The 25,801-nt window shown below is 47.3% G+C and carries 18 protein-coding genes and 1 tRNA gene; 13 read left to right on the top strand and 6 right to left on the bottom strand.

Going from position 1 to position 25,801, the window contains the following annotated elements; genetic code table 11:
- Positions 1–23: 23 nt before the first annotated feature.
- The 5 genes from GO755_RS29400 to GO755_RS29380 all read right to left on the bottom strand — a co-directional run bounded on the left by GO755_RS29400 (position 24) and on the right by GO755_RS29380 (position 4,763).
- The gene (locus GO755_RS29400; RefSeq protein ID WP_157588998.1) at positions 24–1,199 is read right to left on the bottom strand and encodes a C45 family autoproteolytic acyltransferase/hydolase; all 1,176 of its coding nucleotides are present in this window, start codon (positions 1,197–1,199) and stop codon (positions 24–26) included.
- An 81-nt stretch (positions 1,200–1,280) separates the two neighbouring features.
- Positions 1,281–2,147: an alpha/beta fold hydrolase gene (locus GO755_RS29395; protein WP_157588996.1), complete on the bottom strand. Its 867-nt coding sequence runs from the start codon at positions 2,145–2,147 to the stop codon at positions 1,281–1,283.
- Between the two features lie 266 nt (positions 2,148–2,413).
- Entirely contained in the window at positions 2,414–2,920 is a 507-nt protein-coding gene (locus GO755_RS29390) for a shikimate kinase (protein ID WP_157588995.1), read from the bottom strand.
- Positions 2,921–3,011: 91 nt separating this feature from the next.
- The gene (locus GO755_RS29385) at positions 3,012–4,154 is read right to left on the bottom strand and encodes a BT_3928 family protein (RefSeq protein ID WP_157588994.1); all 1,143 of its coding nucleotides are present in this window, start codon (positions 4,152–4,154) and stop codon (positions 3,012–3,014) included.
- A 72-nt stretch (positions 4,155–4,226) separates the two neighbouring features.
- On the bottom strand, positions 4,227–4,763 hold the full coding sequence (locus tag GO755_RS29380; protein WP_317165974.1) for a DUF1599 domain-containing protein: 537 nt from the start codon (positions 4,761–4,763) through the stop codon (positions 4,227–4,229).
- Positions 4,764–4,849: 86 nt separating this feature from the next.
- Between GO755_RS29380 and folP the strand changes: the two genes are divergently transcribed.
- From folP to GO755_RS29350, 6 genes are all read left to right on the top strand, one after another.
- Entirely contained in the window at positions 4,850–5,713 is an 864-nt protein-coding gene (gene folP, locus GO755_RS29375) for a dihydropteroate synthase (protein ID WP_157588993.1), read from the top strand.
- Between the two features lie 74 nt (positions 5,714–5,787).
- Positions 5,788–5,860, top strand: a tRNA-Lys gene (locus tag GO755_RS29370).
- 136 nt (positions 5,861–5,996) lie between these two features.
- A complete protein-coding gene (locus GO755_RS29365; RefSeq protein ID WP_157588992.1) occupies positions 5,997–7,283 on the top strand; it encodes a metal-dependent hydrolase family protein in 1,287 nt (428 codons plus the stop codon).
- A gap of 384 nt (positions 7,284–7,667) precedes the next feature.
- Entirely contained in the window at positions 7,668–12,245 is a 4,578-nt protein-coding gene (gene gltB, locus GO755_RS29360) for a glutamate synthase large subunit (RefSeq protein ID WP_157588991.1), read from the top strand.
- Between the two features lie 6 nt (positions 12,246–12,251).
- Positions 12,252–13,742: a glutamate synthase subunit beta gene (locus GO755_RS29355; protein ID WP_157588990.1), complete on the top strand. Its 1,491-nt coding sequence runs from the start codon at positions 12,252–12,254 to the stop codon at positions 13,740–13,742.
- A 117-nt stretch (positions 13,743–13,859) separates the two neighbouring features.
- Positions 13,860–14,063, top strand: a complete 204-nt coding sequence (locus GO755_RS29350) for a hypothetical protein (protein ID WP_157588989.1) — start codon at positions 13,860–13,862, stop codon at positions 14,061–14,063.
- A gap of 31 nt (positions 14,064–14,094) precedes the next feature.
- Here GO755_RS29350 and GO755_RS29345 read toward each other — a convergent pair whose 3' ends face one another.
- A complete protein-coding gene (locus GO755_RS29345) occupies positions 14,095–14,805 on the bottom strand; it encodes a DUF2461 domain-containing protein (RefSeq protein WP_157588988.1) in 711 nt (236 codons plus the stop codon).
- 565 nt (positions 14,806–15,370) lie between these two features.
- On the opposite strand from GO755_RS29345, the gene GO755_RS29340 reads away from it, so the two are divergent.
- The 7 genes from GO755_RS29340 to GO755_RS29310 all read left to right on the top strand — a co-directional run bounded on the left by GO755_RS29340 (position 15,371) and on the right by GO755_RS29310 (position 25,800).
- A complete protein-coding gene (locus GO755_RS29340) occupies positions 15,371–18,532 on the top strand; it encodes a SusC/RagA family TonB-linked outer membrane protein (RefSeq protein WP_157588987.1) in 3,162 nt (1,053 codons plus the stop codon).
- 10 nt (positions 18,533–18,542) lie between these two features.
- On the top strand, positions 18,543–20,081 hold the full coding sequence (locus tag GO755_RS29335) for a RagB/SusD family nutrient uptake outer membrane protein (protein WP_157588986.1): 1,539 nt from the start codon (positions 18,543–18,545) through the stop codon (positions 20,079–20,081).
- Between the two features lie 141 nt (positions 20,082–20,222).
- Complete coding sequence (locus tag GO755_RS29330; protein WP_157588985.1) at positions 20,223–21,296, top strand: LamG domain-containing protein; 1,074 nt, start codon at positions 20,223–20,225, stop codon at positions 21,294–21,296.
- 115 nt (positions 21,297–21,411) lie between these two features.
- A complete protein-coding gene (locus GO755_RS29325) occupies positions 21,412–22,704 on the top strand; it encodes an extracellular solute-binding protein (RefSeq protein ID WP_157588984.1) in 1,293 nt (430 codons plus the stop codon).
- 60 nt (positions 22,705–22,764) lie between these two features.
- Positions 22,765–23,616 carry a carbohydrate ABC transporter permease gene (locus GO755_RS29320; protein ID WP_157588983.1) on the top strand — a complete coding sequence of 284 codons (852 nt, stop codon included), beginning with the start codon at positions 22,765–22,767 and terminating at the stop codon, positions 23,614–23,616.
- Positions 23,617–23,630: 14 nt separating this feature from the next.
- The gene (locus tag GO755_RS29315; protein WP_157588982.1) at positions 23,631–24,443 is read left to right on the top strand and encodes a carbohydrate ABC transporter permease; all 813 of its coding nucleotides are present in this window, start codon (positions 23,631–23,633) and stop codon (positions 24,441–24,443) included.
- 49 nt (positions 24,444–24,492) lie between these two features.
- A complete protein-coding gene (locus GO755_RS29310) occupies positions 24,493–25,800 on the top strand; it encodes a hypothetical protein (RefSeq protein ID WP_157588981.1) in 1,308 nt (435 codons plus the stop codon).
- The last annotated feature ends 1 nt before the right edge of the window (position 25,801 follow it).

Genomic DNA, 25,801 nt, shown 5'->3' with positions numbered 1-25,801 from the left:
ACTCAGTCCTCCGAATACCGCTTTCATCGGTTTTTCGCTGACATTGCACGATTGCTAAATTCAGCTCGCTTGTATTCCGACTCATCGGGTGGCCCTGCCGTGACTTGAAGAAAAGGCGTACCTGTTAGTGTCATGATCATTGAAACGAATGTAAATCCGCCATTTTTGGGGGCACGACAAACAGGATTATTTTTATCATCCTTAGCGCGTAACGCTTCTTTTATCAGTCCATCATTCACGATTGGGCTTCTCATTACTCTGTTCTGAACAGACGCTAACCGAATATGACTGTTTGATTTTTCCGGGGCGAGACTGGGCTTTTTGAACCAGTCTTTTACGTCGTCATTGACAAGAGGGTGATTGGTGTGGTAGATCGTACCATTGGCATTTTTAGGGTCAAATCGGACAACTTTATTGGCAGAAGCCTCAAAATCATAGACCTCGTCTTTGATGCCAATAATATAGTTTTGGCCAGAAGCATGCGGTACGGTCTGAATAAAATTCAGCAGGTCTTTTTTGTCGGTGCTCGCAAGAATACGCCTTACTATAAATGCAACGGGTAAGCCTTTCGAGGAAGCTTTCAGTTGCATGAGCGTATTCATGCAGGCACCAACCCCTGTCTCGTTCATCCCAGCCAGAGCGATGCAGCCCGGATGCGTCAAAATGAATTGCTCAGGTCGTGTGGGCGTTTTTGATAAACGAATCAGGATTTGATAGCCGTCGGTATAGCTCTCAATGTCCATATTTTGAGCGATATAAGCTGGATTACCATTTGACGCCGGTACGCCCACACCACTACAATGATGATTGGCCAGATTGTCCTGATACACCCAAAACTCATCCAGTAAATTGAAAACCATGATATCGTTCAGAGCTTGTTCCGACCCATCTGCAATTCCCTTTACTTCTTCATACAGGTCAGGCGTGTATTGCTTAATGGCATCCGTAAACTGGGCATATTGTATGAATTCGTTGATAACCTGATTAGCCTCTTTGCCGAGAACTCGTGTCGTGTTCGCCTTCATTTTAGCGACTAACTCGGCAATTTCTTTTTTCAATACTTTACCATGCTGCAAACCCAATTCGTAGCCACTGCCCGACAGTTGGATTTCCCTAATTTCTGCTCTTTTAGCAGACTGTGCCTGATTAACAAGCGGTAATGAAGCTAGTAGAAGCAAGCAGGCAACTAAAGTTTTCATGTTAAAATTGAGGAGAACTTTGGCGATTAATGAGTCAATCTACTAAGAATTAGTGCATTATAGACTACACAAATCATTCGTTTAGTCAAGTTTTGCCATTCCATTTATTTTTCGATATGGCATTTTGAAAAAATCGCCAACCACTTGATTGAACATATCCTTGTAACGGACGAGCGTCGAATGCCCGGAATTGGGTAAAATCCACAGATACGATTGCGGAATTCCCTCAGCAATGATCATCGTGTGTTTCGGCACAATCACATCATTATCACCACCGATTACCAGCGTAGGACAGTGTACTTTTTTCAATTCTGCCGTCGAGATGTTTGGATTGAATACCATCAGATTGAGCAGTTTCTTCTGTGCTTTGGTAGCCGGAGTTTGCGATGCCTTCGCCAAACTGTCATTGGCCGATACAATCCACTGAAAAAGGCCCGGTTCAACGGCCGTCGTATCGGGCCATAAGTTGGCTCCGGTAATAGCCAGTTTCTTTACTTTTTCGGGATGACGCATCGCCAATAACAATCCATTGATACCCCCATCGCTCCAGCCAACAACGTAGCACGAATCCAGATGAAGCTGATTCAGCAGGGCGTTAAAGTCGTCGGCCATCATTTCGTAGGTAAGCGAATCGCTGGTATCAATTGATTTTCCCTGCGCCCGACTATCAACTGCAATCACTTTGTAGTTTTTAGCGAAATACGGAATCTGGTTTTTGAAGTTGTTGATCGAACCACCGTTACCATGAATAAAGAGCATGGGTTTACCAGCGCCATAGACTTCGTAATACATCTTGAATCCCCGGATGTTGGCGTATTTCCCTACTTTGATATTACTACCATATACAGTGGTACCAGCCGAAGCAACGGGCAATGTCGATTGGGCAAAACCCGACAGCATCACCAAAAACGTCATAAGAAAAAGGAGTAGCTTTTTAGTATTTTTCATGTTGTGTTTTTAGCAATGGAGCTGGTTAGGACTGTAGCTATTCGCGCTATAAATACCCGCCATCGGTGGCTTTTTTGCAGTTATCATCGGGTAATCTGCTTATGGGTTATACCCTCAAATATAGACTTTTTGACAAGTAACTAACTAGAATAATGGCTGGCCGATTACAGTATTTATACAAAAACAGTCCACTGATTACCAGTGGACTGTTGTCACCTCATCGCTGTATCTAATGAGGAAAGTCGATTAACGAACTGCTTATTTATTTACAACCACTCTCCTATCCTTTGCAGTACTTCGTCCTCAGTTGTTTCACCCGGAACAATGATGGTGGCCTGGGAATAAATTGGAAAGCGAGTTTCGTAACGCTTTTGTAAGGTAGAGGCTAATTCGGGGTCATTGGCCTTGTTAAGGGGACGGTCCTCATGGGCATGGGCCAGAATTCGGCGAACGAGCACCTCAATAGGTACATCCAAAAATACGGATACACCGGTAGCTTTAATATAGGCCATATTATCGTGAAAGCAGGGCATTCCTCCGCCTGTCGAAACCACCAGACTATCGCCAGGCCGTATGGTTCGCAGTACCCGTCGTTCAGCTTCCCGAAAATAGGCTTCTCCCGACTGGGCAAAAATTTCAGGAATGGAGCGCCCTTCCTCCCGAACAATGATTTTGTCAGTATCGACAAACCGATAATGTAATACATCAGCGATACGTTTACCCAACGTACTCTTGCCCGATGAGGGCATGCCGATAAGAAAGATATTTTTCATGATTAGTGGATTTAGTGAAGTAGGTGTACTGAGTGCAGTTAGTGAGAGTAGTGATTTCTCACACTCATTTCACAGACTGCACTCAGTACACCTACTTCACTAAATCCTTCACCTTAGCCGCATCCGGCGTTGAATTATAATGCCACTTGCCACGCACCACGCCATTACTCATCAGCCAGGTACCAGGATTAGAGCGCATGATGGTTTTTAGAACGGTAGCGTCGGCTTTGTAATAGGGTACGTTCTCTAACTGATATTCCTTTCGGAACGCTTTGATCTCATCGTCACTGGTCGAAGTCAGAATGTAAGGCGATATATTGCTTCCCTGTAAGCCTTCGATCAGGGCACGAACAGCGGGCAGACTTCCAGCATCAATGTCTTTCGTATTCTTAATGATGATAAAGAGCTTGTTGCCTTCAAACGTTTGCTGGGTAAAATCACCTTCGTCATTCCAGACCCGATAATCTGTAATTTTAGGCTTGGCTTTTTCATTGACCAGCGTCATTTCTTTGAATTTGTAGCTCTGGTCTGTAGGGTACGTTTCAAATTCTGTCGTCTTACCATCTTTTTCCATCACATACTTATACCGCAGCGGTTCCGAAGGCTTCATCTGTGCCGGAATGCTCTTACCCACGGCATAAGGAAGCATATCAATTGGTGGCAGAAACTGAACGGCATAGACACCAAGCGCAAGGGTCAGGGCAACTGTAATTCCCACTAACCAGCCTGTATTACGGGATCGAAGCCGATTTCGGTGACCAATAATAAACAGGATCAATACCGTCAGAACAATGTCTTTCGTGAATGACGTCCAGGGCTTGAGCTTAATGGCATCTCCAAAACACCCACAGTCGGTTACACGATCAAAATAGGCTGAATAGAAGGTCAGGAACGTAAAAAAGGTAATCAGAAAAAACAGCAGCCAGACCGTAATTTTAGGCTTATAGGAAACAAGCAGGGCCACCCCAAGAATTACCTCAGCTGCGCAGAATAACACAGACATGATCAGCGTGAATGGGACCAGGGCCATGAAGAAATCATGCAGGAATGGCACATCCTGGGCGAAAACTTCAAAATATTCTTCGAATTTAATCTGAGTACCAACAGGATCGTTGAGCTTAATCAGGCCCGAAAAAATAAAAACAATCCCGACTAGAATACGGGCAATACGGGCGGCAATCAGCATGGGTGGCGTGCCGGTTTTGACTTTAGTCTGCGATGTAGTTGGGTTCATATTTTCTTGAAAGGGTTATCGGGTTAAGATGATTTTATTCTTGGTGAGCATCCTGTTAACCCTATAATCCGTCTACTTAATTGTTAATTTTATCAAGCAGAAAACGGCGTAGTTAATCATATCCATATAATTAGCCTCTACACCTTCAGACACCAGAGTAGCCCCTCGATTGTCTTCAATTTGCTTCGTTCGTAGCAGTTTCATTAAAATAATATCGGTCATTGAACTAACGCGCATATCACGCCAGGCTTCGCCATAATCATGGTTCTTGGCAAACAATAACTCAATAACCTGGCCAATCTGTCCATCGTAGAGTTGTTCAAGTTCGTCGGTTGGGATATCTGTCCGTTTGTCATGCGCTAACTGCATCTGAATCAGAGCCATCACACAGTAATTAATGATACCCACAAATTCCGGTTCGATACCCTCTCCTACGCGACTTACGCCCGTTTCCTGCAAGGTTCGGATGCGTTGTGCTTTAATAAAAATCTGATCGGTGATGCTGGACAGCCGTAGAATACGCCAGGCTGTGCCGTAATCTTTATTTTTTTTCAGGAACAGGTCTTTGCAGCGTTGGATAACCTGCCGATATTCGGATTCTGTATTCACAAGTTGTAAGTGCTATGTTGTAGGTCGCAAGTAAAAACTTGCGTAAGCACTTACCACTTACGACTTACAGACTTACGACTACTTTGATGCCGAAAGTTACAAAAAAAACGCTGAACTGCCGGGGGCGGCTGGTTGATTTGACCCAGCCAGCAGTGATGGGCATCCTGAATGCAACCCCCGATTCGTTCTTTGCCGGCAGTCGGGTTACGCCCAACAAAACGGCGACTACAGTTGCCGTTGAGGTAGCCCAGCAAATGCTCGACGATGGCGCTACCTTTTTAGATATTGGTGGGTACTCCACTCGCCCGGGTGCAGCTGCCGTTAGTCCCACCGAAGAAGCCGACCGGGTGCTGCCTATTATAGAAGCAATTCTAGCGAATTTTCCCGATGCGCTGATCTCAATCGATACCTTTCGGGCATCGGTAGCACGGCAGGCAGTAAAATCAGGAGCATCAATCGTCAATGATGTAGCTGGCGGTACCCTCGACCCGGCTATGTTCGAAACAGTAGCTATGTTGGGAGTCCCCTATATATTGATGCATATGCGAGGCACTCCGCAAACGATGCAGTCATTGGCAACCTATCACAATGTCGTCACGGAAATAATCGACGAACTAGCTATTCGCCTGGCTGAATTACGTTCATTGGGTGCTAAAGACATTATTTTAGACCCCGGATTTGGCTTTGCGAAGACACCAACGCAAAATTTTGAGTTACTCGATAAACTGGATGCTTTTCAGCTATTCGACGAACCTATTCTAGTCGGTCTATCCCGGAAAACAACCATCTGGAAAACTCTGAACATCAGAGCCGATGAAGCACTAAATGGTACTACTGTTTTAAACACAGCAGCTCTACTAAAAGGCGCATCGATTCTACGTGTTCATGATGTTCGAGAAGCTGTCGAAGCGGTAAAACTCACCCAACAATTAAAATTTTTTCGCGCTTAGTATTGCGTTTACAAAAACAAACCTCTACTTTTGCATTCCCAAACGACGAACGACCCGTTTGCCGAAAGGGAAATGATTTGGTAGCTCAGCTGGTAGAGCAATACACTTTTAATGTATGGGTCCTGGGTTCGAATCCCAGCCGAATCACAAAAACCGCCAAGCCGCTCAACTGAGCGGCTTTTTTTATGTGTTGTACGATAGGTTCCCTGCCTGTTTTTCGCTATGTTTGAGCAATAGCCTTTACTCAACAACCCTAGAAATCCAATTTTCACGAAATCTGCTTATGCGATTTAAACACTACTGGTTAGGGGTTATAATAGTGGGTTTGGCAAGTACAGGGCTTCGTGCGCAGAAAACCGCCATTGTCTGTAAACAATTAATTGACGGCACGGGAAAAGTCATTCAAAACGCAGCCATCATTATTGAAGCTGACCGAATTATCGCAATAGGCGGTAAGAATAATATCCCCAAAGGAGTTCCCATTACTGATCTCGGCGAGTATACGGTACTCCCCGGCCTGATTGATGCCCACGTCCATCCTTTTATTGACAAAGATGATTATCAGGTTGACCATTTACGTCGATCATCTGCCCAGAAGGCACTGGAAGGTCTAAAAAACATGCAAGACCTATTATATGCAGGATGGACCACCCTGCGCATTGCTGGAGATGCTGATGTAGCCTATGCCCAGTTTGATATTCGGAACGCGATTAACAAAGGATTATTCGTTGGTCCGCACATATTCGGAGCTGGCCATTATATATCGGTGACGGGCGGAGGTGGAGACATCAATTTTCTGTCGTATGAACAGCCTATTATTGCCGATGGTCTGGTTGCCAATGGCCCCGAAGAGATGCGAAAAGCAGTTCGGGAAGAAATCAAACATGGCAGCGACTGGATAAAAATATTAGTGACAGGCGCTTTTATGACCGTTGGCGACAATCCTCAGGATGTCCATTTCAGTGACGAAGAATTAAAAGCCGTTATGGATGAAGCCGCCCGACGGCACAAGCCCGTTATGGCCCATGCTCATGCTACAGAGGGCATAAAAATGGCGATTAAAGCTGGCGTTCGTTCTGTGGAGCATGGTTCGTATCTGGATGAGGAAGGCATTAACCTTATGCTACAGCATGGGACATACTTGGTACCTACATTGGCAGTAGGTTTATTCTTTCAGGAAAAATACTTTAACAGTAAGGCACTCGTCAAAGCTGTTCAGTTAGGAAAGCACGATCAAGCTGAGAATGTGAAGAATCGAATGCTTTCGTTAGCGATTCAAAAAGGCGTCAAAATAGCCTTAGGAACTGATAATGTGGGTTTCCCACCTACTTTTCCTGCCCGTGAATTTGCTGAACTGGTCAAACTAGGCATGACACCTATGCAAGCCATACTGGCAGGCACCAAAGTGAATGCCGAAATGATGGGTAAAGAAAAGGACTTGGGTACAGTAGAAGTGGGCAAACTAGCTGACCTTATCGCTGTAAAAGGAGATCCATTAATTGACATCACTGAATTACAGCGGGTTAAGTTTGTAATGATTGGTGGAAAGCCCATAAAACACGAAAAGTAGTGGCCTTGGTTGATTACTCTTTACGGGAAGTACTCAATCAGGATTCGTATTTTCGTGCAATTTCAACTACAGAAGGAGCTACTTTACAGGTTGATCTATCTGGCTGGGGTTGTTGAATTGGCATTTTTCAAGAACATTTATAATCGAATTTACAATTAGTGCCGTTTACTAGTATATTCCGGGAAAAGCTGTTTTTGCCAAATTTTTTTGGTAGTATATTGCATGACTTTGTCACAAACGCCCTTCAGCCCGACTACCATCTCCGGATTTAATTATCGCCGGGCTAGTTGTTAATTTAGATTTTCTTAATAATTGCCCTTATTTTTTACCATTCTGTTAATCAGAATATCGAAAATAACGGCCTTATCCAACACTGTTACGACCATGTCTGATCAGGTTGACCAATTGGCGGGACTCTACCGCCCCGAGTTTGAACACGACAATTGCGGTATTGGCTTTGTGGCCCATATTAAAGGTCGAAAGTCTCACCAGATTGTATCGGATGCCCTCCAGATGCTTCGGCGTATGGAACACCGGGGAGCTGTTGGATCTGAACCCAACTCCGGCGATGGCGCGGGGTTACTCATCCAGATTCCGCACGAGTTTTTCGTGGACGAAACCCGTAAGCTGGGTGTTCATTTGCCCCCTGCGTTCGAATACGGCGTTGGGATGGTATATTTCCCGAAAGATGTGTGGCTGCGCGAAGAGTGTCGTGCCGTCCTGAACCGGAAAATGAAACGCCTGGGACTAGAACTCCTTTGTTATCGGGTTGTGCCGGTCAATAATAGTGATCTTGGTAACGGATCGCGTTCAGCGGAACCGCAAATGGAACAGGTGTTTATTAAACGCCCTGTCGATGTTACCAATGCGGAAGATTTTGAGCGAAAACTATACATTCTGCGCAACTACAGTACTCGTATTATTAACGAGACGATTGCGGGTGTTGACCACTTCTACTTCTCGTCACTCTCCTGTCGGACAATTACGTATAAGGGTCAGCTCACAACGTTACAGCTGGAGCCGTATTTCCCCGATTTGCAGAACGATGAAGTTGTTTCTGCCCTGGGTGTTGTCCATTCCCGTTTCTCGACCAACACCTTTCCATCGTGGAAGCTGGCTCAGCCCTTCCGATACATTGCCCACAATGGTGAAATCAACACCGTACGCGGCAATGTGAACTGGATCAAAGCCGCTGAAGGTCTGCTCGAATCATCCAAATTTACCAAGGATGAGATGGACATGCTATTGCCCATCTGTGATCCTAAGCAATCCGACTCCGCCAATCTCGACAATGCCATTGAGTTGCTCGTCATGAGTGGCCGGTCATTGCCCCATGTGATGATGATGCTCGTTCCAGAAGCCTGGGATGGTAATCAACACATGGACCCCGTTCGGAAAGCGTTTTACGAATTTCACGCGGCTCTGATCGAGCCTTGGGATGGCCCGGCGTCTATTTCGTTTACAGATGGCAGCATCGTGGGCGCTACACTCGACCGTAATGGTCTGCGTCCGTCCCGTTTCTGGGTGACAACTGACGACATCGTTATTATGGCGTCGGAAGTTGGTGTCCTGGACATTGACCCAGCTACGGTAGTTTCGAAAGGTCGTTTGCAACCTGGTAAGATGTTCCTGGTTGATATGGAACAGGGTCGCATTGTATCAGACGAAGAGATCAAAGCCGAGATTTGCGCACGCCAGCCTTATCAACAATGGCTTGACGACAATAAAATCAGGATTCAGGATTTAGAATCACCCATTCGGACGTATAGCCCTTACGAACCAGCGAAGTTGCTACGGATGCAACAAGCGTTTGGGTTTACATCGGAAGATCTTCGAATGATTCTGGCCCCGATGGTTGAGACCGGTAAGGAAGCTCTCGGTTCGATGGGTATTGATATTCCCCTGGCTATACTCTCAGAGCAGAGCCAGCACATGAGCCACTACTTCAAGCAGTTATTTGCACAGGTAACCAACCCACCGATTGACTCGATCCGGGAGCGATCTATCATGTCGCTAATCTCGTTTGTAGGCGCAACGTATAACCTGTTGAGTGAATCGCCGGTCCATTGCCGTCAGGTAGAATTAGATCAACCCGTACTCACAACTAAGGAATTTGATAAGCTTCGGTTCATCGACAAGCCTAATTTCCAGGCTAAAACGATCAACTGTCTGTTTACAGCTGATGGCGAAGGTCGTTCGCTCGAACGTGCTCTTGACCGCATTTGCCGCTACGCCGAAGATGCCATTCAGGACGGCTACTCGATTCTGGTACTGTCTGATCGGGCGATTGATTCGAGCCACGCCCCTATTCCGTCGCTGCTGGCAACATCGGCTATTCACCATTACCTGATTCGTCAGGGATTGCGCGGAAAAGTCGGACTTGTGGTCGAAGCGGGCGATGTTTGGGAAACTCACCACGTGGCTACTCTCATCGGTTATGGTGCTTCGGGTGTGAACCCATACATGGCGTTCGAGACGATTGCCAACATGAAAGCAAAAGGCTTGCTGGCAGTTGATTACGATCTCGACAAGCTGTTTAAGAACTACGTGAAGGCGGTTAATGGTGAGTTGCTCAAAATCTTCTCGAAGATGGGTATCTCAACCCTGCAATCCTATCAGGGTGCCATGATCTTCGAATGTCTTGGTCTAAACCAGGACGTTGTGAGCCGATATTTCACGGGAACTGTATCGCGCATTGGCGGCATGGGACTGGACGAAATAGCGAAGGAAATTCTGGTTCGTCATGCAGTTGCCTTCCCCGATATGTCGGTGTCAATTTCTCGCCTGGAGGTTGGCGGTATATATCAGTGGAAACAGCGGGGTGAAAAGCATATTTTCAATCCCGATACAATTCACCTATTACAACAGTCTACGAAGAAGAACGACTATTCGCTCTTCAAGAAATATTCCAAACTCATTGACGATCAGACGCAAAAAGCAATTACGCTGCGCGGTTTGTTGAAGTTTAAGAAAGGTGCATCAGTACCTCTCGATGAGGTTGAGCCTATTGAAGCCATCTTCAAACGTTTTGCTACAGGTGCGATGTCATTTGGGTCAATCTCCTGGGAAGCCCACACAACGCTGGCGATTGCCATGAATCGCATCGGCGGAAAAAGCAATTCGGGCGAAGGTGGTGAAGACGAACTCCGCTATACTCCGCTTGAAAACGGCGACAGCATGAATTCCAGCATTAAGCAAGTAGCATCGGGTCGTTTCGGTGTAACAAGCTACTACCTGACCAACGCCCGCGAACTGCAAATTAAGATGGCACAGGGTGCTAAACCCGGTGAAGGTGGTCAGTTGCCCGGTTTCAAAGTCGATGACTGGATTGGCCGAACACGTCACTCAACACCCGGTGTTGGTCTAATTTCGCCCCCTCCCCACCACGACATCTACTCGATTGAGGATTTAGCGCAACTTATTTCCGATCTTAAAAACGCCAACCGGGCTGCCCGAATCAGTGTTAAGCTCGTGTCAGAAGCAGGTGTCGGTACAATTGCCACTGGGGTTGCTAAAGCCCACGCCGACCATATCCTGATTTCGGGACACGATGGCGGGACAGGCGCATCTCCCCTCTCGTCGATTCGCCACGCGGGTCTACCCTGGGAATTGGGTCTGGCCGAAGCGCATCAGACATTGGTTAAAAACAAACTGCGCGGTCGTGTAACGGTGCAAGCCGATGGACAGATGCGTACGGGTCGTGACTTAGCTATTGCCGCCTTGCTCGGAGCCGAAGAATTCGGTGTGGCTACGGCGGCACTGGTTGCTACAGGCTGTATCATGATGCGGAAGTGTCATCTGAATACCTGCCCTGTAGGTGTGGCCACTCAGAATAAGGAACTCCGCGCGCTATTCACTGGTAAGCCTGAGCACGTGGTGAATATGTTTACCTTCCTGGCGATGGAATTGCGTGAGATCATGGCCGAACTGGGCTTCCGTACCATCAACGAAATGGTTGGACAGGCCCAAATGCTTGAACTCCGCGAGAATCTGGCGCACTGGAAATACAAAAAAATCAACCTCGACGCACTGATTTACAAAGAGCCAACGAATCTTGACGTTGCTCTGTACAAACAGGAAGAGCAAAATCACCATCTGGACGAGGTCCTCGATCGTAAGTTGATCGAGTTAGCCCAACCTGCTCTGGACGGCGCTACTGAATCAGTTTACGGAGAATTTACGGTGCAGAATATCGACCGAAGTATCGGTACAATGTTGTCCAACGAAATCTCGAAAGTATACGGTGGTCCCGGTCTGCCTGATAGTACTATACATGTTAAGCTACGCGGTACAGCGGGTCAGAGTTTTGGTGCGTTCAGCACGAGCGGTATCAAACTTGAGCTTGAAGGCGATGCCAATGACTACTTCGGCAAAGGTCTTTGCGGAGCACAACTGATTGTGTACCCTGACCGCACAGCCCAGTTCAAGCCAGATGAAAACAGCATCGTTGGTAACGTATCATTCTACGGTGCTACTTCAGGCGAAGCCTTTATTCGGGGCATGGCTGGCGAACGGTTCTGCGTTCGTAACTCAGGCGCTAAAGTCGTCGTTGAAGGCGTAGGCGATCACGGTCTGGAATATATGACTGGTGGCCTGGTGGTCATTCTGGGACAAACAGGCAAAAACTTTGCAGCCGGGATGTCGGGCGGTGTCGCTTATGTCTACGATCAGGATGGAACGTTTGCGTCTAAAGTAAACCCTGAAATGGTGAGCTTAGAAGGTCTGACTGAGGAAGATCAGGGTATTATTCGCGAGTATATTGAAAAGCACTTCCAATACACAACCAGTAACGTTGCTCTGGCCCTGATTCAGGATTGGGACAACCAGCTTGGTAAGTTTGTGAAGGTAATGCCAAGCGATTTCCGTCAGGCACTAGCCGGTCGTGGCATCTCACTTGCCGATCAGATTCGCGATAAGAACATTGTTTATCAGGACATAACCGTAGATGTGACACAGGGATAAAAAACTATGGGAAAACCTACCGGATTTTTAGAATTTACGCGTGAGCTCCCCAAAAAGCGCGATCCACAGCAGCGAGTTCACGATTATAAGGAAATTGAAATGCCGCATTCGGAGCAGGACTCTCAGCGGCAGGCAGCCCGTTGTATGGACTGTGGTACACCATTTTGCCATAGCGGCTGCCCACTCGGAAACATCATTCCTGAGTTCAACGATGCGGTTTATGAACAGAACTGGGCCTACGCCTATGAGATTCTGAGTTCGACCAATAACTTCCCGGAGTTTACAGGTCGCATTTGCCCTGCCCCCTGCGAAGCATCGTGCGTGCTGGGCATCAATAAACCGCCCGTTGCCATTGAATTCATTGAAAAATCAATTGCTGAAGCTGCATTTGAACATGGCTACGTTACACCTAAAGTACCAAAAGAGCGTACAGGGAAACAGGTAGCCGTTGTAGGTTCTGGTCCAGCAGGACTAGCCGCTGCAGCTCAGTTGAACAAGGCGGGTCATACGGTTACTCTATTCGAACGGGCCGATCAGATTGGCGGCTTACTCCGTTACGGCATCCCCGATTTCAAACTTGAAAAATGGACTATCGATCGTCGACTAGCCGTCATGGAAGCCGAAGGTATTACCTTCAAAACGGGCGTTAATGTCGGCGTTGACCTGAAGGCGAAAGACTTATTGAATGACTTCGATCTAGTGATGCTCACGGGTGGTTCAACCGTTCCGCGCGATCTACCCATTCCAGGTCGTGACCTCAAGGGGGTTTACCCAGCTATGGAATTCCTGAGCCAGCAAAATAAGCGTAATGCTAATTTGCCCGTTAAGGTCGATCATCGCGGTGAGGTATACGCCGATGGCGAACTGTTGGCAACGGGTAAAAATGTAGTGGTCATTGGTGGTGGTGATACGGGTTCCGACTGCGTTGGTACCTCGAACCGACACGGCGCTACCAGCGTGACACAAATTGAGCTAATGCCGATGCCGCCCAAAGACCGGGCAGAAAATACACCCTGGCCTAACTGGCCCATGATGCTTCGCACCAGCACCTCACATGAGGAAGGTTGCGACCGGCACTGGTCCATCAATACCAAAGAATTCATTGGTGATGAAAATGGCAATCTAAAAGCGCTCCGTATTGTTGATCTGACCTGGAAAAACGAAAACGGTCGCATGCAGATGGTTGAACTACCCGGTTCCGAGCGTGACGTTCCCTGCGAACTGGCGCTGCTGGCTGCTGGCTTCCTCCACCCGCAACATAATGGTTTGTTAGACGATCTCGGCGTTGAGTACGACGAACGTGGCAACATAAAAGCATCGAATTACCAGACAACCACAAATCCTAAAGTATTTGCTGCTGGCGATATGCGCCGGGGTCAATCGCTGGTGGTTTGGGCAATTTCGGAAGGTCGTGAGGCCGCCCGCGCTGCTGATATCTACCTGATGGGCGAAAGTATGCTCGAAGCGAAAGCGGTGTCGATGATTGCCGTCGAATAGTAGCTGAACTTTTATTAAAAAAGCCTACCGTTTACTCAAGCGGTAGGCTTTTTATTTTTTATGTAGTTAAAAATAGCTGTATTTGGGTTCTTTATGCACGTTTAGATTAACGGCAACATGAATAACACATACAAACTAAGTGCTTACATGCTATGCCATGATGTCCGTGTAAGTACTTATATATCAACGACCGTTGAAACCGAAGCCAGGCCAACTGAACAGGAAGCAGCAGTACTGCTTAGCCCTGTCGCAGAGGAAGTATTACGGCGAAATCTGGGCGAAGGGTGCCAATACGAACTTTCGGGAATATCTATTCAGTGAAGCCTTGGCCAAGTCTACATTCACAACTTCTCTACAACGTCACCTGCTCTTCCTTCTCGTCGTAGAATAGATAATTCAATAAATCGCAGTAGGGTTTGATAATGCGGCTACCGCGCACGATTTCGTCAGCGAAGTTGGGCTTCAAGACCTCTTTATCGGTAAAACGATGCATAAAGAATAATTCCTTTCGGCGCAGTAAGTCAATTTCAGGATGGTCGGCAGGGTAGCCTTTGGGCATCACTTTTAGTGTCTCGCCGTGAGCTTCCGGGAAATAGATTTTAAACTCCTCGGCTTCAATAATGTCTTTCAGTTCCTGGACATTATAGTCTACCTCCTGCCGAAATTTAGCAAGGTTAGCCGGAGTTGGCTGCCACATGCCAGCGCCTAGAAATGATTGATTATCGGGCTGAATATGTATATAGTAATCAATACGTCCCGAATGCCGGCCACCGGGGCCAATGGCAAATGCCAGATTCGATTTATAAGGGGCTTTGTCTTTCGAGAAACGAATGTCGCGGTTGATGCGAAAAATACAGTCTTTTACAGTGGTGTTGGCTAGCGGTTCAAAAGGGCTTAGTCCCGCCAGCACTCGCTCGACTACACCACAGAGTTCGGCTTTAGCAGCATCATAGCGAGCCCGATTAGCATGAAACCATTCCCGGTTATTATTTTGAACGAGTTCGCGCATGAACTCCAGCGTAGGGGCTGTAAAGACAGCTTTTGAGGCAGTTTTTGTTGTCATAACTAAAGATCAGGTGTAAGTATCTATTTTACAGATACTTACACTGAAGAACCTTCAAAAAGATACAAATAAGGATGAAAAGCAGCAAATCATTAGGTTTTTCGGCACTACAAGATCTCAGTAAGTGGTGGACTTATCGTGCCTGCTTTTGATTGCTCATTTGGTGATTATGATTAAGGTCTCAACTAGGTATTCACCATATTGTCACTCAAAAATACGGCTCAATTAGCTGCAATAATTAAAAGTGTGTAACAAATAAAAACATATCTATTAAGTATTCTTCTCGTCTCTTTATTGGGATGTTGCTGATCATTTCGCTTGATCAGTGTAAGCAGCCATCAGTTCCTCTTCAGACCAATACGACGCCAGAATACGCTGGCTGCCCCTAAATCAGGCCGTATAAAAGAAAATAAGTCCATTAGGTCATAAATGCTTCGTTTCAGCAAACACTATTCACTATTGATCGTTATTTTTTGTATTATTGAGTGAAATAAAAGTAGTATTTGCCGAAAAATTACTAAATGTGACCTAAAGTAATTTTTTGGATCAACTCAACGTATTTTTTATGAATCACACCTTTACATTTCTACATGTCAGGGGGTATTATTGCTACGCGCTACTACTTCTGAGCCTGCTTAGTTTTGTCACACCATCGCTAGCTAATAAACGGCATCCTAACAACGGATTTTCAGTTGATCGATCTGTTACAGGTAGAGTAGTCGACGCTAAGAACCAGACACTACCCGGTGTGAATGTACTGATCAAAGGCGACTCGAAGGGCACTGCGACCGATGCGAATGGTCGATTTCAATTGACTATCCCTGATCAGGGAGCCATTCTTCAATTTTCGTATATAGGTTACGTTACGCAGGAAGTTACAGTCGGCAATCAAACCGACATGAACGTAATGCTGCTTGAGGATACTAAAACACTCGATGAAGTTGTTTTCGTTGGCTATGGAACTCAAAAGAAAGCCGACCTGACTGGCGCTGTTTCGACTGTTACATCAAAAGATATTGGCCGGTTGCCGGTCGGTGGTATTGATCAGGCATTGCAGGGAAAAGCCGCTGGGGTTCGGGTAACGCAGTCTTCGGGTCAACCGGGCGAAGCGGTGTCGATACGTATCCGGGGCGTTGGGACAATCAATGATAACAGTCCGCTTTTTGTCATAGACGGCGTACCGACTAAAGATCCGGGTAGCCTGCTGAATCCGAACGATGTTGAAAGTATGTCGGTGCTGAAAGATGCATCGTCGGCAGCGATCTACGGCGCCCGGTCGGCCAATGGTGTTGTTGTCGTGACGACCAAGCGCGGCCAGTCCGGGGCTCCGCGCATTTCCTTTAATAGTTATACAGGGGTTCAGCAACATGGGCGATTGATTCCAATGGCCAACACCGCCGACTACGTAAAGATGTATAACGAAGCGGCTAACGCCGATAATGCGACCATCGGCGACCCAACACTATTCCGAAAACTCATAACGGCGGATCCAAATTCACTGCCGAATACCGATTGGCAACGCGCTATTTTTCGCACGGCTCCCATTCAGAATTACCAGTTGTCAATCAGTGGTGGCACCGACCGGTCGCACTACCTGATTTCGGGCAACTACTTCGATCAGCAGGGTATTATCCTAAACTCAGGTTACAAACGCTACGCGCTACGGACGAGTCTGGATACCGATATTAAAGGCAAGCTGAAGATTGGGACAAATATAAATATGACCTACTCGAACCGTAGCATCGTGGGGAGTTCAGGTGATGGTTATGGGGGTAATGGTGGTAGTATTGTTCGGTACGCGCTATTTCATACGCCTGCTGTTTCTGTCTACGATTCGACTGGAAATTATACCGATTTGCCCGCTCGCCCTGACCTCTACGGCGACGGTTATAACCCAGTCGGACTGGCCAATAAGCAGGATAATAAGCAGAATCAATACCGAGTCTTTGGCAACCTGTTTGCCGAGTGGCAGATTATGAAAGATTTGCGTTTCCGTTCAGATGGGGGCGTGGACATTAGCGTCGTCAATCAGAAAATTTATAACGAAAACTGGGGCACCAATGGCCGGATCAATAGCCCCGCTACATTGAGCGATCACATCAGTACCAGTACGAATCTGAACTGGAATAACACGCTGAACTACACGCATACCTTTGGCTCGAAACACGATATATCCGCCTTGTTAGGGATGGAAGCCATTCAAAATATTGGCCGCGACCTAACTGGCTCTGACCGGAATTTTATTGACCAGGACCCCAACCTCCGCTACCTGGGTCGGGGTAACGATCCGCTGGGTCGTTCGGCTTCGGAAGGGGATCAGCGCTGGAAACTGCTTTCACAATTTTTCCGACTCAACTACGCCTATCAGAACAAATACCTGGCAACTCTCAACGTTCGGCGGGATGGATCTTCGCGCTTTTCACCTCAGAATCGCTACGCTACGTTCTTTTCGGGATCAGTTGGCTGGAACATTGATCAGGAAGCCTTTTTTCAGCCATTAACTAATATCGTGTCGGCGTTGAAAGTGCGGGCTAGTATTGGGCAGTTGGGTAATCAGGATATTGGCAATTACCCCTACGCGTCCATCGTCGGGAGTGGCTACAACTATCCTCTGGGGAGTCCGCAGCAGACAAATAACGGCTACGCGATCACCAGTCGGGGCAATTCGACGGTGAAATGGGAAGCTTCGACTCAAACCGATATTGGCCTTGATGCTGCGTTTTTTCAAAATAGACTACAGTTGAATGTCGACTATTTTATCAAGACTACGTCGGATATGTTGGTGCCGATTCCTGTACCGCGTTCGGGCGGTACGTCGGGAGTTCCCTATGTGAATGCCGGTCGTGTCGAAAACAGAGGTCTCGAAATTGATCTAACGTATCGGAACCGAATTGGACCGGTAAGTTTCGACTTAACCGCTAATGGGTCATTCATACGGAATAAAGTAACCTCGCTCAGCGATGGCCGCCCCATTCCAGGTGGACGAATTGACAACGGCGTTTTCGCCACGTTAACGGAGCCGGGGTACCCGATTGGGTCATTTTATTTGCTAACGCAAGCTGGAATTTTTCAGAACAAAGAGCAAATATTCACCAGTGCCTTTCAGGGGAATAACATCCAGCCGGGCGACGTAAAGTTCGCCGATATAAATGGGGATGGTATTATTGATCAGAATGATCGGTCGCACGTGGGTAGCCCGATTCCAACGTTGCTGTATGGTTTTACGGCGAATGTGCAATGGAAAGGGTTCGATCTGTCGGCGTTTTTTCAGGGCGTATCGGGCAATAAAATTTACTACCAGGTGGCCACCGATATTGAAGGGTTCTACCGGGCGTTCAATGTCACACAGCGCGTAGTCGATCAGCATTGGACCGGCGAAGGTACGAGCAATACGCAGCCACGTGTGTCGTGGCGAGGAGCGGCCAATAATAAGCAACCCTCTACGCGCTTTCTGGAAGATGGAGCGTATACACGGCTAAAAAACCTGCAGATCGGTTATACGTTGCCCGCCAAGATCAGTCAGAAGATCGGCTCATCGACGGTACGTATCTACGTAGCGGGACAAAACCTGCTGACCTTCACCAAGTATCCGGGCCTTGATCCTGAGCAACAAACGAGCGATAACGTCAATAACGAACAATTTCGTGGCGACGTAGCGGTCGGCATTGACTGGGGGACCTATCCGAGTGCGAAGACGTACACTGTGGGATTGAATATTAGTTTTTGAACGTAACGTTATGAAAAGAATTTATGTATTACTGCTTAGTGCCTGTCTGCTGGCTCTAACCATGGGCGGCTGTAAAAATTACCTGGACGAACAACTGCTCGGCAATTATTCTGACGGGGCTTTCTATCAGACTCAGGCGCAGGCAATTCTGGCCATCAATGCGGCTTATACACCCCTGACGTTTTCGAGTGACCGCAACCGGTTATGGGTCTTTGGCGACGTAGCGTCCGATGATGCGGCCAAGGGCGGTGACCCCGGCGATCAGGCAGATATTGGTTTGATCGACGATTTTCAGATTTATCCCAGCAACGGACCCGTTGAGTCGCAGTGGGGCGAAATGTACGAAGGCATTTACCGGTGCAACCAGATTCTGGCACGGGTTCCTGCCATCAATATGAGCGCTACCGTGCAGAATCGTATTTTGGGTGAAGCCCGGTTCTTACGGGCCTTGTATTATTTCTATTTAGTAAACATTTATGGCCCTATACCCCTGTTGCTGGAGCCAAAAAACGCCGATCAACTCCAGATTACGCAGTCGCCGGTAGCAACGATTTATGAACAGGCGATTGAGCCAGATTTGCAGGAAGCCATCAAAAATCTACCTTCAGCCTATACGGGATCGGATGTAGGCCGGGCAACGAAGGGAGCAGCTACCGCCTTATTAGCGAAAGCGTATCTGTACGAGAAAAAATGGCAACTGGCCGCCACAACGGCCGCACAGGTACAAGCTATTGGCAACTACTCGCTGTTGCCGGTGTTCTCCCAGAATTTCGATCAGGCTCATAAGAACAGCACCGAAACCGTTTTCGCCGTACAGCATTTAACGGGTCAGGTCCCCTTTACCGGCAATCGACTGAATCAATGGTTTGCTCCCCGTGCGAACGAAAACGGCTATTTTTTCAACGCCCCAACGGTCGGTTTTGTCAACGAGTTTGAGAAAACGAGTGCGGGCGTTGTTGATCCCCGACTCGATTATACGGTTGGGCGGTCGGGCAAGAATTGGGTTAACGGCCAGTCGTTTGATCCAGCCTGGTCCCCAACGGGTTATCTGACCAAAAAGCATGAGCAACCATTGTCCGAAATTCCAGCCAGCACAAAAGGCGATGGTAATCTGAACTACGTAGCGATTCGCTATGCGGACGTATTATTATGGCAGGCCGAAGCACTCAATGAGTTAGGTCGTTCGGCCGAAGCGCTGCCCCTACTCAATCAGGTGAGGAAGCGGGCGCGGGAAAGCTACCTCAATGATCCGACCCTGAGTGCGCCCATATCAGGCACACCAGGTTCTGGAACAGTTGTAGCAACCGTACCCGCAGGGTTGCTACCCGACGTAACAAACACGAGCCAATCGAGCCTTCGCGATGCGATCTACCACGAACGGCGGGTTGAGCTGGGTCAGGAATTTCACCGTTTCTTCGATCTAATGCGCTGGGGAAAAGATTACGCGCAAAATGCACTCCGTGATAAGCCATCGTTTACCTATGACGCCAACCGTTATTTCCCGATTCCGCAGAGTGAGCGGGATACCAATAAAGCTTTAAAATTTTGACTGAATAATGAACCATAGTAACCCCCTAAATCCCCAAAGGGCGGTCGGCCGCTACCGATCTCCATCCGACTGCCAGCCAGGTTGACGTTAGGGAGAACACAATTTTAACCGATTTACCAATTAATTTAACTCACAAAACCAATGAAAAACAATTTGTTTTCTGTTCGCTCCATGCTGAGCGTAATGATGGCTTTCATGCTCCTGTTAGTCTTATTTGAAGCTTGTAAAAAAACGGATGACCCCGTTGTTGTACCCGCAGATAAAACAAAACTCAAAGCCCGCTTAGACAGTGCTAATGCTGGGTACGCGCTTGCTGTTGAAGGGACACAAGTCGGTCAATTTGAAGCGGGCTCTAAAGCCGTATTTAAAGCGGCTATTGACGCGGCTACGACCGTGTATAACAACACCAACGCTGTCCAATCAGATGTGAACAATGCCTATACAAATTTGGGCCAGGCCGGGCTCCTGTTTCTAAGTAAGCAGGTGCAGCAAATTGCCCCAACCAATCTGGTGCTCTATATGAAAATGGATGGAGACACAAAAGATGCATCGGGGAAAGGGTTCGATGGAAGTCTGAAGGCAGGTGCGGCCATATGGGGAGCGGGTACACCAACGCTGACGAAAGACCGGTACGGCGTTGATAATAAAGCCTATCACTTCTTTAAAGGTGGCAATATTGAAGTCCCTTACAACACGGCGTTGAATCCATCGAAAGAAATTACGGTCAGTTTGTGGGCACGTATGGATTCAAGTAATGCCAACAACTATATGTTGGGCCTGAATCGTTGGAATGGCTATAAATTCAATATTCAACAGGCAAATTACGCCTTCTTTACAATTAAGACGGGCACTGGCATTATCGACCATGACAATGCCGATCCAACGTTGGACCTTAACAAATGGTATCATATCACGGTGACTTACAAAGCGGGTAATATGAATTTTTACCTGAACGGAACCCTGGTAAAAAACTGGCCTAACCTAACAGGTGACCCTGTGGCGGTGAAGAGTACGATTAGCTTAGCTATTGGTCAGGATTTGCCAACGAGTTTGTATAAACTCGATGAAGCTTCTCAAAAGGATGATGCCGACGGCAATAATTTCTACGGTCCTTGGGGAGGCTACTTCCGGGGTGATCTAGATGAAGTCCGAATCTATAATGTAGCCCTCAGTGATACGCAGGTAAAATCGATTTATACGGCTGAGAAGCCGTAATGATTGCTTTGCAAGGTTAATAGCAGCTCTCCCCCTAAAGGGTGCCTTCCTCCCTTCCGGACAAAGCCCTCTTTAGGGGAGAGCTGTTATTAACTAGTTTCTTTGATTCCGTCTAATGTCCAAACTCCTCGCGCTACTTTGTTTTCTCTGGCTGACCGGCTGCAACCGCGAACAGGCGACAAACCGTCCACTCACGTTCTGGTGCTCCAATAATGCGGGAGAAATTGCTTTTGCCAAAAACTTTACGGCTCAATGGCAGAAACAGCGACCTGATAAGCCGTTACATTACCAGCCTATTCCAGAAGGGCAGTCGAGTGAAGAAATCATTCTGGCATCGGTGGTGGGCAAAACCACACCCGATATTTACGCCAATATGTGGCAGGGTAGCGTGGAGATGTACGCCAAAGCGGGTGTATTAATCCCTCTAGACACGCTGAAAGGATTTCGGGAGTTCATGATGACCCGCTGTGATAGTACCGTTATTCGGGAAATTACGTCGGCGGATGGCCATATTTATCAGGTACCCTGGAAAGTGAATCCGATTATGCTGGTCTCTAATACCCTCGCGATGAATGCCCTGCATAATGCAAAGCCTCCCTATACCTATACAAAATACCTCAATGCCGGGCGTCAGTTTAAACAGGATAGTGATGGCGATGGCTACGTTGATCAATGGCTGGGTTATACAGAAGTGAAAGCAATCTGGTACGAACGGCTCTTCAATTTTTATCCGCTTTATCTGGCGGCTTCTAATGGTGCTCCACTTATTACGAACAATCGGGCTGCTTTCAACAACCAATACGCGATTGAGGTATTTCGGTTTTTACAGACGCTGTACAAAGATGGCTATTTCGCAAAGGAGCGTCTTTCGGCTACTCGTGACCCATTTTTAGCCAAGCGTATTGCCTCGCAGTTTACGGGTCCCTGGACGGTAGGTTTCCTGGAGAAATTCAAAGATCCTGGTTTTGAATACGGTACCTATGCCATGCCCGTTCCAGACAACCATCGCGGTCCGGCCTATACGTATGGTGACCCCAAAAACATTGTCATTTTCAACACCTGCCGCGATCCGCAAGCCGCCTGGGAATTTGTAAAAACACTCATAGACAAGCCCGGAGATTTGCAACTAATGGAATTAACGGGTCAGTTTCCGCGTCGGAAAAACGTCGATACGGATCCGTATTTTGCCTCCTTCCTAACAAAGAATCCGCGTTTACTTCCCTTTGCCAAACAGGCCCGCTACATCAAAGGCGTGGATAATTCGGAAGTAATTGTGGAAGTCTTTGATATTATCTCGCAGGAATACGAAGCCTGCGTAATTTTTAACAAAAAGACACCCGAAGCCGCCATTGCCGACGCAGCCAAGGCGGTAGATGTGTTATTAATGAGCGAAAGAATGAAAGAGTGAAAGAGCGCAACCAACTGAAACGCCCTTCCACTCTTTCATTCTTTCACTCTTTCACTCATTATGAAAAAGTGGACGCCCTATCTTCTCGTTTCGCCTTACATCCTGCATTTCGCGGTGTTTGTGGCGTTCCCGGTCGTATTCTCGGTGGTGCTGACGTTCCATAGCTGGAACATCATTTCGCCGATGCACTACGTTGGGTTAGCCAATTACGAACACCTTTTCAAAGATCGGCTGTTCTGGCAGGCAGTCTGGAATACGGTACGTTTCCTGCTGGTACACATTCCGTTACAAATTGTTGTGGCACTGGTATTGGCAGAGTTACTGAACCGAACGGTACGTGGCGCATCGTTTTTTCGGGCGGCTTTTTTCCTGCCGGTTATCGTGTCGGGCGTGGTCGTTACGATTTTGTGGCAGCAACTATTAAGCTTCAACTCGGGTATTCTGAATCGATTGCTGACGGCCATGAGTGTGCCTCGTGTCGCCTGGCTCGACGATCCAGCGGTGGCGATGTATTCCATTGCTGTAATGGCGACCTGGAAAAATGTTGGGCTGTACGTTATTCTGTTTCTGGTCGGACTGCAATCTGTGCCCGTGCAATATTATGAAGCTGCTGATCTCGAAGGAGCCACCAACTGGCAGAAGTTTCGGTTCATTACGCTGCCAATGATCAACCCAACAATTTTTACCGTAGTTGTCCTCTCAACAATTAGTGGATTTTCGCTCTTTGTCGAACCCTACATCATGACGCAGGGCGGGCCCATGAACACGACGCTCTCAGCGGTAATGTACATTTACCGGCAAGCCTTTCAATATTATCACATGGGCTATTCTGCAACGTTAGGCTTCTGCTTTGCGCTGATAATTCTATTTGTCGTGGTCATTCAGCGACGATACGTTGAGCAGGAAGTGTAAACTAAAAACATAACATGCTTCAAACCAGTATAAAATACATTCTCCTGATCCTGGCGGCCGTGTCGTTCATTTATCCGTTTATCTGGATGGTGAGCGCGTCCCTGTCGTCGGAGAGTGGGCTGGGAGATTTGACATTGTTGCCGGTGGGTTTTACGTGGAACAACTACGTAACGGTGTTCACCAAAATTCCGCTCGACCGGGCCTTTTTGAATAGCTCCTTTGTTGCGCTATTGACAACAGGACTGGTTTTGGTATCGGGTGCAATGGTCGGTTATGCACTGGCAAAACTGGATTTTGTAGGGCGGAACTGGATTTTTTACCTCATCATTTTCACGATGACGCTACCATTTCAGATCACGCTTATTCCGAACTACATCACCATGGTGCGGCTAGGTTGGGTGGATACGTATCTGGCACTGATTGTACCCTTTGCGCTCAGCTCCTTGTCGATCCTGTTATTTCGGCAGGCATTTCAGAGCTTACCACAGGCGTTGATCGATGCGGCCCGGATGGATGGGGCCAATGAGATGCGGATTATTTTTCAGATACTGATTCCCAATATTTTACCGACGGTCCTGACCATTACTATCCTGACATTCATGGGTTTGTGGAATGAAGCCTTATGGCCATTGATCGTTATTCGGGATGAATCAAGGATGACGATGCCGCAACTGGTAACGCTATTTTCCGTTGGTGGTCGGGCCGAAGGACAATTAGGGGTTAAGATTGCGGCTGCCGTTATGCTGGCTATTCCGATTGTGATTTTGTACCTGTTTTTCCAAAAACACTTCATCCGAAGCATGGCGTCTTCGGGCTTAAAAGATTAAATTTCTTTCCTGTCATTGCGAGACCAGGAAATACTAGAACTGAAACGTTATGATTCGTCCTGTTTTTTTGAAACTTCTTACGCTGCAAATTTTACTCTTCGCGTTTTCGTGTAAGAAAGAGCAGCCTGTTGCCCAGACGATTACGCCAACAACACGCTACGTTAATCTGTCGCATCTGGATCGACTGTATCAAACGGTTAAATTGGCTTCGAACGGAACCGACGTTGGAACGGTAGCCATCTACAGCGAAGCGCCGGATTATCACCTCGTGACGGATACCGACGAAGGATTCACCTGCATCGACGACGTAGCGCGGGCAGCCCTGCTAATGTTACGTGAACCGGATCTATCAACCAATAAAGACACGCAAACCAAATTGCGGACAATGACCGAGTTCGTTCTGCAATTACAAGCCGACAACGGGTATTTTTATAATTTCCTCTGGCCCGATAGAACCATTAACAAGACATTTCAGACGAGCGTGGCTGAAGCAAATTTTTGGTCGTGGAGAGCCTTATGGCTTTTAAGCGAAGCTTATCCGTACTACCAAAAAGTGGATGCGACCCTGGCGGGGCGTATGCAGACGGCCATCCAGAAACTGACGGCCAATATGCTTCGCGACTTTGGCAACAAGCCAAAAGAGTACAATTTCGTTCAGGGTATTCAGGTGCCTAAATGGCTTCCTTTCGGTTCGGGCACCGACCAGGCAGCCATTATGCTGATTTCTCTGACTAATCTCTATCAGCAAACCCCAAATCCCGATGTTCTGAACCTGATTGAATTGCTGGGTGATGGTATTCTGGCGATGCAATACGGTGATGTAGGCAAGTATCCATATGGCGCTATTCTGAGTTTTGACAATGGCTGGCATGCCTATGCCAGTGATCAATCGTATGCCTTATTACGGGTTGGAAAAGCCTTGAATAAACCGACTTGGATTGCAGCCGCTAAGCGTGAAATTGATAATTTTTACCCGTATCTAATTCAACTGGGTTTTCTGGAATCGTTTACGGTACAACAACCCGGTACTGAAGTTAAACCGCTTAAATCCAGTCAGGTTTCGCAGATTGCCTATGGTATTCGGCCGATGGTTTGGGCTGCGCTGGAAGCATTTGATCAAACAAAAGATGCTAAATATGCCGACTTAGCCGGGCAACTGACAAGTTGGTTTCTGGGAAAAAACGTAGCCAATACGCCTATGTACGACCAGGCATCGGGACGAGGGTACGATGGGATTATCTCAAGTAGTCAGATTAATCGCAATTCAGGCGCCGAATCAACTATCGAATCGCTCTGGGCGTTTCAAAGGCTCGAACAATATCCTGACGCAGTGAAAGCATTAGAAAAATATAAATAGC

Origin of the sequence: Spirosoma arboris, from assembly GCF_009754945.1 — a bacterium.
Taxonomy (GTDB): domain Bacteria; phylum Bacteroidota; class Bacteroidia; order Cytophagales; family Spirosomataceae; genus Spirosoma; species Spirosoma arboris.
This window is presented reverse-complemented; position numbering and strand designations above follow the sequence as displayed.